At 60.2% G+C, this 16,431-nt stretch carries 20 protein-coding genes; 12 read left to right on the top strand and 8 right to left on the bottom strand.

The features are described 5' to 3' along the window. Positions 1–37: 37 nt before the first annotated feature. Positions 38–379 (top strand): hypothetical protein, encoded by a 342-nt coding sequence (locus V1471_RS12255; RefSeq protein WP_434289111.1) that lies wholly within the window; start codon positions 38–40, stop codon positions 377–379. 94 nt (positions 380–473) lie between these two features. On the opposite strand, the gene V1471_RS12260 is transcribed toward V1471_RS12255, so the two are convergent. Then, positions 474–1,292 carry a sulfotransferase family protein gene (locus tag V1471_RS12260; protein WP_434289112.1) on the bottom strand — a complete coding sequence of 273 codons (819 nt, stop codon included), beginning with the start codon at positions 1,290–1,292 and terminating at the stop codon, positions 474–476. A gap of 135 nt (positions 1,293–1,427) precedes the next feature. Here V1471_RS12260 and V1471_RS12265 point away from each other — a divergent pair, with 135 nt between their 5' ends. Both V1471_RS12265 and V1471_RS12270 read left to right on the top strand, forming a co-directional pair. After that, positions 1,428–3,005: a DUF5928 domain-containing protein gene (locus tag V1471_RS12265; RefSeq protein WP_434289114.1), complete on the top strand. Its 1,578-nt coding sequence runs from the start codon at positions 1,428–1,430 to the stop codon at positions 3,003–3,005. A gap of 11 nt (positions 3,006–3,016) precedes the next feature. Further along, positions 3,017–3,394 (top strand): HIT domain-containing protein, encoded by a 378-nt coding sequence (locus V1471_RS12270; protein WP_434289116.1) that lies wholly within the window; start codon positions 3,017–3,019, stop codon positions 3,392–3,394. Positions 3,395–3,473: 79 nt separating this feature from the next. Here V1471_RS12270 and V1471_RS12275 read toward each other — a convergent pair whose 3' ends face one another. Continuing rightward, the gene (locus V1471_RS12275; protein WP_434289117.1) at positions 3,474–4,406 is read right to left on the bottom strand and encodes an ABC transporter ATP-binding protein; all 933 of its coding nucleotides are present in this window, start codon (positions 4,404–4,406) and stop codon (positions 3,474–3,476) included. Between the two features lie 208 nt (positions 4,407–4,614). Here V1471_RS12275 and V1471_RS12280 point away from each other — a divergent pair, with 208 nt between their 5' ends. From V1471_RS12280 to polA, 3 genes are all read left to right on the top strand, one after another. Next, entirely contained in the window at positions 4,615–4,797 is a 183-nt protein-coding gene (locus V1471_RS12280) for a zinc-finger domain-containing protein (RefSeq protein ID WP_434289118.1), read from the top strand. Between the two features lie 77 nt (positions 4,798–4,874). Next, positions 4,875–5,297 (top strand): hypothetical protein, encoded by a 423-nt coding sequence (locus V1471_RS12285; protein WP_434289120.1) that lies wholly within the window; start codon positions 4,875–4,877, stop codon positions 5,295–5,297. 117 nt (positions 5,298–5,414) lie between these two features. Continuing rightward, positions 5,415–8,225, top strand: coding sequence for a DNA polymerase I (gene polA / locus V1471_RS12290; protein WP_434290934.1), 2,811 nt, complete (start codon positions 5,415–5,417; stop codon positions 8,223–8,225). An 87-nt stretch (positions 8,226–8,312) separates the two neighbouring features. On the opposite strand, the gene V1471_RS12295 is transcribed toward polA, so the two are convergent. Beyond that, positions 8,313–9,299, bottom strand: coding sequence for an adenosine kinase (locus V1471_RS12295; RefSeq protein ID WP_434289122.1), 987 nt, complete (start codon positions 9,297–9,299; stop codon positions 8,313–8,315). Continuing rightward, positions 9,292–9,939 carry an endonuclease III gene (nth, locus tag V1471_RS12300; protein ID WP_434289123.1) on the bottom strand — a complete coding sequence of 216 codons (648 nt, stop codon included), beginning with the start codon at positions 9,937–9,939 and terminating at the stop codon, positions 9,292–9,294. The genes V1471_RS12295 and nth overlap by 8 nt, the downstream gene beginning before the upstream one ends. Before the next feature lie 164 nt (positions 9,940–10,103). Here nth and V1471_RS12305 point away from each other — a divergent pair, with 164 nt between their 5' ends. From V1471_RS12305 to V1471_RS12330, 6 genes are all read left to right on the top strand, one after another. After that, positions 10,104–10,736: a Hint domain-containing protein gene (locus tag V1471_RS12305; RefSeq protein WP_434289124.1), complete on the top strand. Its 633-nt coding sequence runs from the start codon at positions 10,104–10,106 to the stop codon at positions 10,734–10,736. A gap of 95 nt (positions 10,737–10,831) precedes the next feature. Next, entirely contained in the window at positions 10,832–11,710 is an 879-nt protein-coding gene (locus V1471_RS12310) for a methylated-DNA--[protein]-cysteine S-methyltransferase (RefSeq protein ID WP_434289126.1), read from the top strand. 78 nt (positions 11,711–11,788) lie between these two features. Continuing rightward, positions 11,789–12,436, top strand: a complete 648-nt coding sequence (locus V1471_RS12315) for an OmpA family protein (protein WP_434289128.1) — start codon at positions 11,789–11,791, stop codon at positions 12,434–12,436. Between the two features lie 125 nt (positions 12,437–12,561). After that, positions 12,562–13,332: a FadR/GntR family transcriptional regulator gene (locus V1471_RS12320; protein WP_434289129.1), complete on the top strand. Its 771-nt coding sequence runs from the start codon at positions 12,562–12,564 to the stop codon at positions 13,330–13,332. 179 nt (positions 13,333–13,511) lie between these two features. After that, positions 13,512–13,766, top strand: coding sequence for a response regulator transcription factor (locus tag V1471_RS12325; RefSeq protein ID WP_434289131.1), 255 nt, complete (start codon positions 13,512–13,514; stop codon positions 13,764–13,766). A 43-nt stretch (positions 13,767–13,809) separates the two neighbouring features. After that, complete coding sequence (locus V1471_RS12330) at positions 13,810–14,004, top strand: hypothetical protein (protein ID WP_434289133.1); 195 nt, start codon at positions 13,810–13,812, stop codon at positions 14,002–14,004. A 62-nt stretch (positions 14,005–14,066) separates the two neighbouring features. On the opposite strand, the gene V1471_RS12335 is transcribed toward V1471_RS12330, so the two are convergent. From V1471_RS12335 to V1471_RS12350, 4 genes are all read right to left on the bottom strand, one after another. Then, entirely contained in the window at positions 14,067–14,639 is a 573-nt protein-coding gene (locus V1471_RS12335; RefSeq protein ID WP_434289134.1) for a F0F1 ATP synthase subunit B, read from the bottom strand. A gap of 4 nt (positions 14,640–14,643) precedes the next feature. Beyond that, positions 14,644–15,201: a F0F1 ATP synthase subunit B' gene (locus tag V1471_RS12340; RefSeq protein WP_434289136.1), complete on the bottom strand. Its 558-nt coding sequence runs from the start codon at positions 15,199–15,201 to the stop codon at positions 14,644–14,646. Between the two features lie 177 nt (positions 15,202–15,378). Beyond that, on the bottom strand, positions 15,379–15,615 hold the full coding sequence (locus V1471_RS12345) for a F0F1 ATP synthase subunit C (RefSeq protein ID WP_066608699.1): 237 nt from the start codon (positions 15,613–15,615) through the stop codon (positions 15,379–15,381). Positions 15,616–15,674: 59 nt separating this feature from the next. Then, positions 15,675–16,430, bottom strand: a complete 756-nt coding sequence (locus tag V1471_RS12350) for a F0F1 ATP synthase subunit A (protein WP_434289138.1) — start codon at positions 16,428–16,430, stop codon at positions 15,675–15,677. Position 16,431: the final 1 nt, after the last annotated feature.

Here is a 16,431-nt window from a genome sequence, read left to right on the forward strand (position 1 = left end):
CACAGACAGCGCCACACTCTTACAAAGGACCAAAACAATGACCTTCTCTCTGAAAACTCTCTCCGCCGCCGCTGTTATCGCCGTTGCCGGTTCCGCCGCTTTCGCTGGCCCGAACTACATCATCCCCGGCAACCAGAGCGACACGAAAACCGTGGCTTCCGTGGACCTCGTCCGCGCCGATGAAAACGCCACCCTGCAAGTTTACAACTTCCACGGCGGCGAGCGCGGCGCCCTTCTCGGCTCCGCCGATGTGAACGCTGGCGCAAACACCAACGTCAAAGTGCGCCTGAACGCCTCTCCGGTTTCCGACGTCGAATTCGTGCTGGTCGGCAGCAACGGCACGCCGCTCGCAATCAAAACCGCCGACACCTACCAATAAGCGGCACTGGGCGCGCGCGCGCCCAACCCCACGACACACACGAAAACGCCGCCGGGTCACCCCGACGGCGTTTTTCTTGCGCCCGAAGGAAAGTTCAATCGCCGAGCTTGGCGTGAACCTCGGCCAGATCGACCTCGCCAATCGGCATCTTGTTGCCCGGGTTTTCGAAATCGTATTTGAAAAGCTGGAAATCCTTTTTGTAGATTTCCCACATCAGATGCATCGAGAGATCGTCGAAATAGTCCTCGACCGGATGCAGGCGTTTCGGCCCGTGGCCTTCGGATTCGTTGAAGCGCGGGATCGAGGCCAGATCGACCTTATGCGGCGTCTCGATATGATCGAGCACCTCCTGCATGCCCTCGTTGAATTTCTCGGTGAAGAAAATCTTGTCGTAAGTGCCGCCGTTGACGATGAACGTGGACACATGCCCCGACATCGAGGACCAGTGAATGTCCGGCTCCATCGGACGGCGAAAACGGATGGTATCGCGCACAAACAGAAGGAAGCGGCGGAAGCTGGCGATCTGATCGAACTCCTGCTTGCCGTCCTCACCACCGACCTCGATGCCGTATTTCTGGATGAGCTGCGGCACCATCTTGCCACGATAGCGGTTGCCGTTGCGCTGAATGCCACAGATCTTGTCGAAAAACGACGACAGCACACGGGTGTAGGGATTGCGCACACAGGTGAAGGCATAGGACTTATGCGCCAGCACATTGGCTTCGATCAGCGCCTGACTGCCGTCCTGCGCCCATTTGTGCATGCGGTCCGTGCTGTCGTGAATGTCGCCGTCGAAAAATTCGCCATGGTCGGAATAGAACATGATCTGACCGATGGTCGAGCAGGCACATTTCGGGACAACGCGGTACACCACGCTCTCGCTTTCGGTCATCCAGGTTCCGGGAAAGCCCATATTTACCACAACTCCGTTTATGTCGCGCCACCCACGCGCCTTTTCGCTTTAAAAGCAAATTCGCCTTGATTATTCAATGATTGGTTACGTTTAATACGCGAACAATGCGTCATAATTGAGGTTACGGTTTCCAATATGGCACGAATTGCCTTCATCTTGCTGTGCCATAAGGACCCGGAAGCGATCATAGATCAAGCCCGGCGTCTGACCCGCGCGGGCGATTACATCGCCATCCATTTCGACGCGCGCGGCGGCAAGGAAGCGTTCGAGGCGATCCGCGAAGGGCTCAAGGACAATCCCAACGTCGCCTATGCCACGAAGCGCATCAAATGCGGCTGGGGGGCTTGGAGCCTTGTCGAGGCCACGCTTTACGCCATCGAGGCCGCCGAGCAAGCCTTTCCGCGCGCCACGCATTTCTACATGCTCTCGGGCGATTGCATGGCGATCAAGACCGCCGAATATATCCACGATTACCTCGACCGCGAGGATGTGGATGTGATCGAAAGTTTCGACTTTTTCGAAAGCGACTGGATCAAGACCGGGATCAAGGAAGAGCGGCTGATCTATCGCCACTGGTTCAACGAGCGCACGCATAAGTGGCTGTTTTATCAAAGCTTCTGGATGCAGCGGCGGCTTGGCCTGGAACGCAAGATTCCCGAGGATCTGCAAATCATGATCGGCTCGCAATGGTGGTGCCTGCGCCGTCGCACGATCGAATGGATTCTCGATTTCACACGTCAACGCAAGGATGTGATGAAGTTCTTCCGCACCACATGGATTCCCGACGAGACGTTCTTTCAGACCCTCGTGCGCCATCTCGTGCCGGAAAACGAAATCAAGACCCGCACGCTCACCTTCCTGATGTTCACCGATTACGGCATGCCCGTGGTGTTCTATAACGACCACTACGACCTTCTGCTGTCGCAGGATTATCTGTTCGCCCGCAAAATCTCCCCCGAGGCCAAGGAGTTGAAAAAACGCCTGGGCGATCTGTTTGCCGCCACCGGGGTCGAGTTCCAGATTTCCAACGAAGGGCGGTCGCTTTTTACCTTTCTCACCGGGCGCGGACGCGACGGGCGACGGTTCGCGCAACGCTTCTGGGAAACCGAAAGCACGCTGGGCCGGGACCGCGAGCTTTTGATGATCGTTTGCAAGAAATGGCACGTCGCCAAGCGGCTGGTGTCGCGGATCAAGGAACAGACGGACATTCCCTGTCTCGAATATCTGTTCAACGAGGAAAACACCTATCTGCCCGATCTCGGCGGCATCGAGAAAAGCCTGGAGAAACGCACCCGGCACCGGCGGGCCTGGGTGCGAATGCTGTTCGACTATTTCGATGCCGACAAGATGGTGGTCTGTCTCGACCCGCAAGGTATCGAGCTGATCCGCGATTTCAACGCCGACCGCTCCGGCACGCGGGTGCTTGAAATCGACTGCGAGTTCACCGACGATTATCTCTCGGGTCACGCCAAACGCACTGGGCTGGCGGGCGATCAGACGCCCGACGAAGCGCTCCAGCGCCTGTTGCCAACGATCCGCGCCGACATCAATCACGAGAGCGACCGCATCCGCGACGCCGAATTCGACCATTACGCGCGCATCTCGCAATCCAACACACCGGAAGAAAACGCGCGCCCCCTTGCGCGCTTCCTCGGCATTCCCGAAGATACCGCACGCGAGATCGTCTCGATGCACTACCTGTTTTCCGACTGAAAGAGGCCCCGATGCCCTACGCCTATGACGACCAGAATGTTTTCGCAAAAATCCTGCGCGGCGAAATTCCCTCGACGCCGGTGTTCGAGAGCGACCATACGCTGGCCTTCCCCGATATTTCGCCGAGCAAGAAGGTCCATATCCTCGTGATCCCGAAGGGGCCGTACCGTTGCTACGACCATTTCGTTCAGGCGGCGCCCGATGCCGAACAGCTCGATTTCTTCAAATCCGTTGCCAAGGTCGCCGAGGCGATGGGCGTGGCCGAGTCGGCGGGCGGCGAGGGCTTTCGCCTGATCACCAACTCGGGGGCGCATTCGCATCAGGAAGTGCCGCATTTCCATGTGCATCTTCTGGGCGGCGAGCCCTGCGGGCCGCTGGTCGTGAAATAGCCCCCCATATCAAATATGACAAAACCCCGCGAAATGCGGGGTTTTTTATTGAGTATTTTGACCATCAGAAAACCGGAGCTTACTTCCCGGAGGTCAGATTGACGAAAACATCTTCCAGATTCGGTTCCATGGTGCGGACGTCGCCGATGGTGATCCCCGCCGCCTGCACCGCATCGATGATCGCGCCCACCGAGGTTTGATGCCGCGAGAAATCGAAGGACAGCGTGCCATCCGTGCGCCGCTCCATTTTGACACCTTCCGGCAGCTCGGTGATGTCAGGTGCCGCGCCCTCCGGTTCGATCACAAGCGTCTTGGCATCCATCATCCCCAGAAGGTTTTTCGTCGTGTCGCGCTTGATCAGCGCACCGTGGTTGATGATCGCGATCTCGTCGCACATCTCCTGCGCCTCTTCGAGGTAATGCGTGGTCAGGATGATGGTCATGCCGCGCTCCTCGTTGAGCTTGCGCACATTGCTCCAGAGCATCTGCCTGAGTTCGATGTCGACCCCTGCGGTGGGTTCGTCGAGCACGAGGATCTGCGGGTTGTGCACCAGCGCCTTGCCCAGCAAAAGCCGCCGCCGCATGCCGCCAGACAGCGTGCGGGCATAGGAATCGGCCTTGTCGGTCAACCCGATCAATTCAAGAATCTCATCGGTGCGCCGATCGCGTTTCGGCACACCGTACAACCCGGCCTGCACCTCGAGCGCCCCGCGCGGCGTAAAGAACGGATCGAGGTTCAGCTCCTGCGGCATCACCCCGATGGCGGCACGCGACTGGCGCGGGTTCACATCCTGATCGAAGCCCCAGATCTTCACCCGGCCGGAGGTCTTGATCACCAGCCCCGCAAGGATGTTGATCATCGTCGACTTGCCCGCGCCGTTGGGCCCCAGAAGGCCGAAAATAGACCCTTGCGGAATGCTCATATCCACCCCCTTGAGCGCCTCTTTCGGCGGCTGCCCCTTGGCCCCGCCATAGGTCTTGCGCAGGGCTTCGATTTCGATTGCGTTGCTCATGGTCTCTTCCCCCTTGCGATGCTCCGAAACCGAGATTTGCGCCGGTTCCCTCTTGTCCGCATCCCGCGGATGGCTATCATGCAGGCCTGATCTAGGCGGTCTCTGGGCTCTCGGCAACCGCACTGGCCACACAGGCCCCCTTGCAAAGACCCACACGCTCCGCCAAAGACCGTGCAAAGGCACGTTCACAGCAAAAGGAACGAAAGAGATGACGATTGAAGCGCCGGAAACCGAAGTGGTCTCCACCTGGAAAGTGGCCTGCGACGGCGGTGAGGGCGCGCTTGGACATCCGCGCGTCTGGCTCGTGATCCCGCATGACACATGCTATGTCGAATGCCCCTATTGCGACAAGAAATACATTCACGAAAGTGCGCGCCTCAGCGACGCGTGACGGGATTTTTCCCGAACGTTCTCATTTCGTTAAGGCTTGGGCTGTAGCGTCTTTCCAACCGACATGGGAGACGCATCATGCCTTCGGCCCGTCAAATCACGCTCGTGCGCAACAATTTCCGGGCGCTGTCGTCACAGCGTCCCGATCTTTTTATTTCTGTCTACAACCGACAACTCGGCGAAGACCCCGAGGCCGCAGCGCAATATGACGGCAGCCTGCGCCAACGCGCACGCGTGCTGGACGGGCTGATCGAACTGGCGCTTCTCTCCGCCGATCATCCCACCGCCCTGTTTGCGACATTGCACAAGATGGGGCAGGACTATGCGCATTACGGCTCGTGGCGTGAAAAACACCCTTTCCTGATCCAACAGATCATCGAGACCTTTGCCGAAGCGACCGGCACACCTTGGACGGAGGAATTGGCCGAAGCCTGGGACGAATTCCTTTATTTCATGGCCGACGGCATGCTTGAGGGGGTGAAATCCTCCCACGTCGCCTGAGCCAGAACCGACGACAAAATGGCGCGCAAGCGCTCCGCCCCGGCTTACCTGCTTGCAGCCCATCCGGCCTTCCGTGTTATCAAGGCGCGAGTGAAACCGGGACGGGATACGCGCGACATGACATTCGGCAAGGGCAGCCACCTGCATCTGATCGACGGATCGGCCTTTATCTTTCGGGCTTACCATGCCCTGCCGCCGCTGACGCGCAAATCCGATGGCCTGCCGGTGGGCGCCGTCTCGGGTTTTTGCAACATGCTTTACAAGTATATCGAGGACGCCAGCGGCAATGACGCACCGACCCATGCGGCGGTGATTTTCGATCATTCCGGCAAGACCTTTCGCAACGATCTCTACCCCGCCTACAAGGCGAACCGCCCGCCCGCGCCCGAAGATCTCGTGCCGCAATTCCCGCTGACCCGCGAGGCGACCCGCGCGTTCAACGTCGCCTGCATCGAAATTCAGGGGTTCGAGGCCGATGACATCATCGGCACGCTGGCGCATCAGGCGCGCGACGCCGGTGGTCGGGTGACGATCATCTCCTCGGACAAGGACCTGATGCAACTGGTTGGCGACGGCGTCGAGATGCTCGACCCGATGAAGAACAAGCGCATCGACCGCGAGGGCGTCGAGGAGAAATTCGGTGTCGGCCCGGAGCGGGTGGTGGACGTTCAGGCGCTTGCGGGCGATTCGGTCGACAACGTGCCGGGCGCGCCGGGGATCGGGCTCAAGACCGCCGCCCTTCTGATCAACGAATTCGGCGATCTCGACAGCCTGCTGGCACGCGCCGAAGAAATCAAACAACCGAAACGCCGCGAGACCCTGATCGACAAAGCCGAACAGATCCGGATTTCCCGCGAGCTGGTGAAGCTCGTCTGTGACATGGAGCTGGATTTCACCCTCGATAGTCTTGAGGTTCAGGAACCGGACGCGGACAGGCTTTTGGACTTCCTGTCGAAAATGGAATTCCGCACCATCGTCAAACGGGTCTCCGACAAGTTCGGCGTCGCAGCCCCCGCGATCCCGGAGGCCCCTGCCCCTTCTGCCGCCAACACCGCCGACGCCCCCGCGACGCCCGAAGCCAAACCCTTCGACACCTCGGCCTATGAAAAGGTCTCGACCATGGGCGCGCTGGAGCGTTGGATCGACGCGATCTATGCCCGCGGATATGTCGCGGTGGACACCGAAACCACCGGCCTCGACGAAATGGTCGCCGATCTCGTGGGCGTGTCGCTCTGCGTCGAGCCGGGCGTGGCCTGTTACATTCCGGTCGGGCATACGGTGGGAGAGGACGATTTGTTCGGCGGCTCGAACCTTGTCGATGGGCAGCTCGCCAAAAACATGGTTCTGGACGCGCTCAAACCCGTGCTTGAGGACCCGAGCATCCTCAAAATCGGCCAAAACATGAAATACGACGCGAAGATTTTCGCGCGCAACGGCGTCACCATCGCGCCTTTTGACGACACCATGCTGATGTCCTACGCGCTCCATGCCGGGATCAACACGCATGGCATGGACGCCTTGTCCGAACGCTATCTGAACCACACGCCGATCCCGACGAAAGAGCTTCTGGGCACCGGCAAATCGGCGATCACCTTCGACAAGGTCGAGATGACCAAGGCCGTCGCCTACGCCGCCGAAGACGCCGACATCACGCTCCGCCTCTGGCAGATGTTCAAGCCGCAGCTCCACGCCGAACGCGTCACCACGGTCTATGAAACGCTGGAGCGCCCGCTCTCGCCTGTGCTCGTCAAAATGGAAATGGCGGGCGTGCTCGTGGACCGCGATGTGCTCTCGCGCATGTCCAACGCCTTCGCGCAGAAAATGGCCGGGCTTGAGGACGAGATTCATCAACTCGCAGGCGAGAATTTCAACGTCGGTTCGCCGAAACAGCTTGGCGAAATTCTCTTCGACAAAATGTCGCTCCCCGGCGGGAAAAAGGGCAAGACCGGCGCCTATGCGACCGGTGCCGACATTCTCGAAGACCTCGCCGCCGAAGGCCACGAGTTGCCCGCCCGCGTGCTCGACTGGCGGCAGTTGTCCAAGCTGAAATCGACCTACACCGACGCGCTCCAGACTTTCATCAACGCCGAAACGGGCCGCGTTCACACCTCGTACCTGCAAACCGGTGCAGTCACTGGCCGACTGTCCTCGTCGGACCCGAACCTGCAAAACATCCCCGTGCGTTCGGACGAAGGCCGCCGCATCCGCGAGGCCTTCATCGCCCCCAAGGGCCGCAAGCTCATCTCGCTCGACTATAGCCAGATCGAACTGCGCATCCTCGCCCATGTCGCGAATATCGACAGCCTGAAACAGGCCTTCCGCGATGGGCTGGACATTCACGCCATGACCGCCTCCGAGATGTTTGGCGTGCCGATCGAGGGCATGGACCCGATGGTCCGCCGCCAGGCCAAAGCGATCAACTTCGGCGTCATCTATGGCATCTCGGGTTTCGGCCTCGCCCGCAACCTGCGTATCCCGCGTGCCGAGGCACAGGGCTTCATCGACCGTTATTTCGAACGCTTCCCCGGCATCAAACAGTACATGGACGACACGGTGGAGTTCGCAAAAGATCACAAATACGTCCAGACCCTGTTCGGTCGCAAAATCCACACGCCGGAGATCGGCGCCAAAGGCCCGCAGGCCGGTTTTGCCAAACGTCAGGCGATCAACGCCCCGATCCAGGGCTCCGCCGCCGACATCATCCGCCGCGCCATGATCCGCATGCCCGAGGCGATCAAGGATCTGCCCGCCACCATGCTGTTGCAGGTGCATGACGAATTGATTTTCGAAGTGGACGAGGGCGCCTGCGATGCGGTGATCGAGGTGGTGAAAGACGTCATGGAAAACGCCGCCGCCCCTGCCGTGCATCTCGATGTCCCCATCGAAGTGGACGCGGGCATCGGCGACACCTGGGCGGAAGCGCACTAGACGTTTCCTTTGCTGTCCAAATACTCAAAACGGCGCGCAGGTGGAAACCCGCGCGCCGTTTCGAGTATTTAAGCCATCAAAAAAGCCTCAGATCAGCCCCTGTTTCTGGAACAGGATTTTCATGTCCGTCTCCGGGCGCGGCCCGATGTGAGAGATCACCTCGGCGGCGGCGACACAGCCCATGCGCCCGCTGATCTCAAGGCTCTGGCCCGTGGCCAAACCATAGAGGAACCCCGCCGCGAACTGATCGCCCGCGCCGGTGGTGTCGACGGGCTGCACCCGATGCACCGGCACAACGGCCTCCTCGTCCCCGCGCACCAGAACCACATCGGAGCCGGAACGGGTGCAGACCACCAGCCCGGATTCGGATGCAGCGGTTTCCAGCGCCGTCGAGAGGTCCGTTTGATAGAGGCTTTCCCATTCGTGTTCGTTGCCGATCACGAAATCCATCTCCTTGACGAATTTGCGGAAATCGTCGCGGTGACGGTCGACGCAGAACGGATCGGAGAGCGAAATCCCGACCATGCCGCCCGCCTTGTGGGTCAGATCGGCCGCGCGGTTGAACGCCTCTTTGCCCTTGGGCTTGTCGTAAAGATAGCCTTCGAGGAACATGATCTCCGTGTCCGAAGCCACCGATTCCGGCACGTCCTGCGACGAAATTTCCGAGGAAATCCCGAGATAGGTGTTCATCGAGCGCTCGCCATCCGGCGACACGAAAATCATCGAGCGCGAGGTCGGAAGCTCGCCGCCCGGCACCGGAGGGTTCACGAAGGACGTGCCATCGGCTTCCATCTCCGCGGCGTAGAACCGACCCAGAGCGTCGTCATGCACCCGGCCGATAAACCCGGTCTTGAGCCCTAGAGACCCCAGCCCCGCCAGCGTATTGGCGACCGAGCCGCCCGGCGTCTGCACCCGGTTGGTCATCGCACCGTAAAGCATCTCGCCGCGCGCCCGTTCCACGAGCTGCATGATGCCCTTTTCGATCCCCATGAGTTCGAGGAAATTGTCATCCGCCTGGGTGATCACATCGACGATGGCGTTGCCGATGCCGACAACCTGATAGGTTTTAGTCAAGGTTCTTCTCCTCGAAGTCACAAAGATCACGGATGAGACAGGCCGCGCATTTCGGCTTGCGCGCGACGCAGGTATAGCGCCCGTGCAGGATCATCCAGTGATGGGCATGTTGTTGAAATTCCGCCGGGATTTGGTCTTCGATGGCGCGCTCGACCGCGACGACATCCTTGCCGACCGCGACGCCCGAGCGATTGCCAAAGCGAAAGATATGGGTATCGACCGCCTGCGTCGGCACATGCCACCACATGTTCAACACGACATTGGCGGTCTTGCGCCCGACGCCCGGCAGGCTTTCCAAAGCGGCGCGCGACGAGGGCACTTCGCCCTCATAGTCATCGACCAGAATTTTCGACAGCTTGATGACGTTCTTCGCCTTGTTGCGATAAAGCCCGATGGTCTTGATGTGCTCAATGAGCCCCTCTTCGCCCAGATCGAGCATCTTTTGCGGCGTGTCGGCGATCTTGAACAGCTCTTTCGTCGCCTTGTTCACGCCCTTGTCGGTCGCTTGCGCCGAGAGCGCCACAGCCACCACCAGCGTGTAGGCATTGGTGTGATCGAGTTCCCCCTTCGGTTCCGGTTCGGCTTCGCGGAAACGGGTAAAAATCTCTTTGATCGTGTGATAATCGAGCTGTTTGGTCATAGGCCTCTAATGCCTTGTCCCGCCCGGTCGGGCAAGCTGTTCCTGTGTCGCGAAAAGTTTTCGTAAAATGCGAGGCAAATCAAGGGGCAAACCGCCCCAGACGGTTAAACCCGGATTCAGATCTCTGTCACAACATGCCGGGGGTGAGTATCGCGAGGACGGACATGACTGAGAACACGGCGATCGTTAACGGCGCGCCTGTGCGCGCCCTCTCCGGCCTTGGCCCCGGCGTGACCATCGAAACGACGGAGGGACCGCAACCGGTCGAGTGGCTGCGGCCCGGCGATCTGCTACTGACCCGCGATCACGGCTATCGCCCGGTGATCTGGGCCGGGCGCAGCCCCCTCTCCGTCGCTCCGCCCGTGCGCATCGCCGCGGGGGCGCTCGGCAACCGTATCCCGGATCGCGATCTGGTGCTCTCCCCGGCGCATCATGTGCTTTTACGCTCGCCGCAGATCGAGTTGCATTTCGCCACAGAGGAGGTGCTCGTGCCGGTCTTTGACATCGCAACAGACGGAGAAACCGGCGGGGCCCTGACGGACCCGGCCTATGGTTATTGTCACATCCTCATGGAACACCATGAGCTCATTCTGGCGGAGGGGGTCTGGCTCGAAAGCCTGTTTCCCGACGCGCCGACGCTCGACCTGCTCGGCCCCGTGGCCCGTGCGGAGATTACCACCCGCCTCGGTCACGACGCTCTGACGCGCCTGCACACGGCCCGCCCCCTGCTCCATCCCGGTGAGGCGGCGGTCCTGCATCCCCGCTCCGCCATCGCGGCCACGCGCATCGCCGCCTGATCCGCCAAATAGGCCACAGAGCTTTGCACAAGTTTCGGGTCGGCAGCGCGCAGATGAGCGGGTAGTCTCATGGCATCTCAGCCCGGAGCACCGCCTTGTCCACCCCGCCCCTCGAAGATCGCTACCATTACAACGTCATCCGGCGGGCCATCGACCTGATCGACGCCGCCGCCCTGCCCCTGCCGCTCGAGACTCTGGCCGCCGATCTGGGCATGAGCCCGCATCATCTTCAGAAACTCTTCACCCAATGGGCCGGCGTCTCGCCGAAACGGTTTCAGCAATATCTCACGCTCGGCCATGCCAAAGCGCTGATCGACAACCGTCACACCATGCTCGACACCGCCGACGCCACCGGGCTTTCGGGCACCGGGCGGTTGCATGACCTGTTCCTGCGCTGGGAGGCGATGACCCCCGGCGAATTCGCGCGCAAGGGCGATGGGCTCCGCATCTCCTACGGGTTCTGCGCCACGCCTTTTGGCGAAGCGCTGGCCATGGCGACCGATCGGGGTCTCTGTGCCCTCGCGTTCACCTCCGAGACCAACCGCGAGGCGGCCTTCGCCGATCTCTCCGCCCGCTGGCCTGCCGCCACTTACAGGGAAGCGCCTGAGACGGTCCGCCCCGCCGTCGAGGCCGCGATTGGTGGCGGCAACCTGTCGCTGCACCTCATCGGCGCGCCGTTCCAGATCAAGGTCTGGGAAGCGCTGCTCTCCATTCCCTCCGGCCATGTCACCACTTATTCCGACATCGCCCAGGCCATCGGCAACCCGAAAGCCGTGCGCGCGGTCGGCACCGCCGTCGGGCGCAATCCGGTCAGTTGGCTGATCCCCTGCCACCGGGTCCTGCGCAAAACCGGCGCTCTGGGCGGCTACCACTGGGGCCTGCCGGTGAAACGCGCGATTTTGGCCTATGAAAGCGCACAGAGCGACGCCCGGCACGCCGATGCGCCTGAGCGAAATCCCGCCACATTCGCGTGATCATGTAAAATCCGCCGTGCCAGAACCAGGCGACAGCGCTAAAACCAGCGTCAAGAGCAGTTTTCAGGAGGATCAAACATGAAATCCCCGCTTTACATCGCCATCCCGCTGGTCGCCGCCTTCGGCCTCACCGCCTGTATGGACACGTACGATTCCAATTCCAAAGCCACGCAAGGCGCGGTTGTCGGCGCCACCCTCGGCGGCATCGCTGCGGCGGCCACCTCCGGCAAAAACGACAAGCTGGCCAAAACCGCCGTCGGCGCGATGATCGGCGGGGCCATCGGTGGCGCCATCGGCACCCAGCTCGACAAACAGGCCGCCGATCTTCAGCAATCCATGGGGAATGGCGATGTCAAAATCGTCAACACCGGCTCGCAGCTGATCGTGACCATGCCGCAGGACATCCTGTTCGCCACCGACAGCGCCGTCGTCGTGCCCTCGCTGCAAGACGACCTGCGCGCTCTGGCCTACAACCTTCAGGACTACCCGAACACCACGATCCAGATCGTCGGCCACACCGACAACACCGGCTCGGCCACCTACAATCAGGAACTGTCGACCCGCCGCGCCTCGGCCGTGGCGACCATCCTGCGCGCCAACGGTGTCGCCTCCGGTCGAATCCAGGCCTTTGGCCGTGGCGAGGATGCTCCCATCGCGACCAACCTGACCCCCGAAGGCCGGGCGCAGAACCGTCGCGTGGAAATCGTCATCACCCCGATGACCTGATCACCGGGTCCGACACGATTTCAAAAGGCCGGGGCATGCTCCGGCCTTTTTCATGCCGGTTTTACACGCCTGTTTTTCATGGCTCCCTGACCGGCGGTCCTATATTCTGCCCCAAAGGAGCCGCCATGCCGTTTCAGAAAATCCAAGCCGAAAAGCTCAGCGCCTCCGTCGTGCGGCAGATCGAGCTTCTGATCCTGCGCGGCATCCTGCGCCCCGGCGAGCGTCTGCCCTCCGAGCGCGATTTGGCCGAACGGCTCGGCGTCTCCCGCCCGTCGCTCCGCGAAGCTATCGCCGAGCTCTCCGCCAAGGGCCTGATCGAAACCCGCGCCAATGCCGGGGTTTTCGTGGCCGATGTGCTGGGCTCGGCTTTCTCACCCGCCCTCGTCGCGCTTTTCGCAAGCCATGACGAGGCGGTGTTCGATTACGTCGCCTTCCGCCGCGACATGGAGGGGCTCGCCGCCGAGCGCGCGGCAAAACTCGCCTCCGACACCGATCTCAAGGTGATCGACACGATCTTTCGCAAAATGGAAGCGGCCCATCCGAAACGGAATCCTGCTGAGGAGGCCCGGCTCGATGCCGAATTTCACCTCGCCATCATCGAGGCTTCGCATAACGTGATCATGCTGCACATGATGCGCTCGATGTTCGATCTTCTGCGCGAGGGCGTGTTCTACAACCGCTCCGTGATGTTCAAACAACGCACCAACCGCGCCCAGCTTCTCGACCAGCACCGCGCGATCAACGATGCGCTACAGGGGCGCGACCCGGAGGCGGCGCGCACCGCCGTGACGCGTCATCTCGACTATGTCGAAGAGGCGCTCAAAGATCAGCAGAAATTCGAGCAGAATGAAGAGATTGCCCGCCTGCGCTATGCGCATGAAACAAATCGTACTTAAGTCCTATCTGAAACCTCTCATCTTCAAATACCCATCCAAAAGCGCGCATTTTCGTACAGGTGCGCTCCAATTGGAATATATATAATTCTCCATATTGTTGCGTTCAAAGAGGTTTCATAGGCCTGAAGGAGTTTCAAACGACGTTTGCGTCCAGATAAATTCCTGTTGGAGCCATATTGATGAAGTCCCTTGGGGAAACTCCCAATCCGCTTTCTCCGCGTCAGGCGCAAATACTATGCCTTCTCGCTCACGGATATCGCTTGGGAGAAGTCGCCCTGCATCTGGGGATCAGCGATTCCGCCGTGAACCTCTATCTCTCGAACACCAGACAAAAATTTGGCATGAAAACCAACGAACAATGCCTGGCATTGGCCGTCCACAACGGCTGGTTGAAACAGAATTGCCTATCCCGCAGCTTGGATAAGGCACGTTAAGCACTCGCCCGCATGAACCTTTTCAGAGAAACAGGATCATCCAGTGACATTCCTTCTCGGCTATCTCGCTCTCATGGCAGCAATTTTCGGTGCACTGTTGAGTTATGCTTATTTTTTCTATGCCCAAAATGCTTTGCTGACACGATTACAACTCGGCATCCTTGCCTTTTTCGCCGCCTTGTTCATAGCGCTGAGCCTATATTTCGGCAGGTTGATGTTCGTCTTTTTCCAAAAATAAAAAGCCCCGCCAAAAGCGGGGCTTTTCAATTCGGGGTCCGATCGGTCCGGTCAGGAAACCAATCAGTGCAGCTTGGCGGCAACCTCGTCGATCGATGCTTCGATCATGGCGTTGGCTTCGGTCGCCCCCATGTTCTTCGCAATCACGTCCGCAGCGGCGGCCACAGCGACGGAGATCGCGGTGTCCCGCACTTCGCGCACGGCGGCCGCTTCGGCGGCGTCGATCTGCTCGGAAGCGGCGGCCAGACGGCGGGCGATGGAGGCCTTGAGGTCCTCTTTCGCCTTGTCTGCGGCGGCTTCCGCGTCTTTCTTCGCCTGAGCGACGATGGCGTCGGCCTGCGCCTGAACTTCACGCTGCTTGCGCTCGAAAGAGGCGAGGATCGACTGAGCCTCTTCGCGAAGCGCACGGGCTTCGTCGAGCTCGGATTTGATGCCTTCCGCGCGCTTGTCGAGCATGCCGCCGATCATCGACGGCACTTTTTTCCAGAGCAGGATGCCAACGAACACGAGAAAGCCCAGAAGGACGATCAGGTTGGTGTTCGACAGCGTCCAGAAATGGCCCGAAAACGGGTTGGAGCTTGCGGCGAGCGCCGGGGAGGCGGCGGTGAGGGCTACGAGGAGAGAAAGTTTTTTCATGTCCTTAGCCTTTCATCCGCGCGGTGACAGCCGCGGTCACGGTGCCTGCATCGGCACTGGTGCCGAGGGCGGCCACGAGTTCCTTGGCGGTCTCCATGGCGACTTCTTTCACACTGTCGACAGCGCCTGCGCGAATGTCGTCGATCGCTTTCGCCGACTCGGCGGCCTTGGCGGAAATCTCCGCATCGGCTTTCGCGGTGGCGGCATCGAGATCGGCCTGAATGGCGGCGCGGGTCTCGTTGGCGATCTGTTGCGCCTGAGCTTTCGCTTCGGCGAGCGCTGCGTTGTAGGCGGCTTCGGCCTCTTTCGCCTTGAGCTTGAGCTCTTCGGCGGCGGCGATGTCGTTCATGATCGTGCCGGAGCGTTCTGCCAGCACCGCGGAGATGCGCGGCAGGGCGATCTTGGACAGCACGAAATAGATCACGACGAGCGTGACCAGAAGCCAGAAAATCTGGTTGGGGAAAGTTGCGAAGTCGAGCTGCGGCATGCCTGCCTCAGCGGCGCCATGTGCAGCACCCTGCGCGGCGTCTACGACCTCTGCCCCATGCGTTTGAGTTGCCATCTGTATCTCCTGATTCTGACCTGTTCTCCCGCAGGCGGGAGAGACCCCTTTTATGTGGTCGCAATGCCCATGGTGAAAATCATATGACAAAAATCATCCGATTTTCTCAGCATTGCTCACATATTACGCGAGGGTGGGTCTAGATGACCCACCCTGCCGTAAGGATGGAGCGTCGGATCAGACGGCGAACATCAGCAGAAGCGCGACGAGGAACGAGAAGATCCCCAGAGCTTCCGCGAAGGCCATGCCGATGAAGAGGGTCGCGGTTTGCGACGCAGCGGCGGACGGGTTGCGCAGAGCGCCGGAGAGGTAGTTGCCAGCAACGTTACCCACACCCATGGCGGCGCCGCCCATACCGATGGCGGTCAGACCAACACCGATGTATTTGCCGAGTTCTGCGATATTGCCTTCCATTGTGGTATCTCCTTACGTTGGAATTGGCTGGAATTGAGTTCGGACCTTTGCGAACCGGATCAGTGAGCCGGGTGCAGCGCGTCTTTCAGATAGACGCAGGTCAGAATGGTGAAGACGTAGGCCTGGATAAAGGCCACGAGGATTTCGAGACCATACATGGCGGTGATCGCCAGAATGGACACCGGGGAAATCGCGGCGATGGCGGCGAACCCGGCGAAAACTTTGATCACGGCGTGACCGGCCATCATGTTGCCCGCAAGACGGATGGAGTGGCTGACGGGACGCACGAAATAGGAGATCAGCTCGATCACCGCGAGAAGCGGGCGCACGGCCATCGGCGCGGAGCTGACCCAGAACAGGGCGAGGAATTTGGAGCCGTTCTTCACGAAACCCAAAACGGTCACGAAGAGGAACACCAGAACCGCGAGCACGCCGGTGACGGCGATATGCGAGGTGGTGGTGAACGACAGCGGCAAAAGCCCCAGCATGTTCGAGAACACGATGAAGATGAACAGGGTCATCACATAGGGGAAGTATTTCACGGCGTCTTTGCCGGTCACTTCCTCAAGCATCTTGTAAACGAAACCATAGGTCAGCTCGGCGATCGACTGTCCCTTGGAGGGCACGACCGCGCGGCCACGGGAGCCGACGACCAGAAGCAGGATCACACCGACGACGGCAATCGCCATCCACAGCGTCACGTTGGTGATCGTGTACCAATGCACCGGACCATCGCCGAACAACGGCGTGACCTTGAACTGGTCCATCGGGTGGAAAACAAGGCTGCTCTCGGAACCATGTGCTTCAGTCGCCACG

Origin of the sequence: Celeribacter sp. SCSIO 80788, from assembly GCF_051054295.1 — a bacterium.
Taxonomy (GTDB): Bacteria; Pseudomonadota; Alphaproteobacteria; order Rhodobacterales; family Rhodobacteraceae; genus Celeribacter.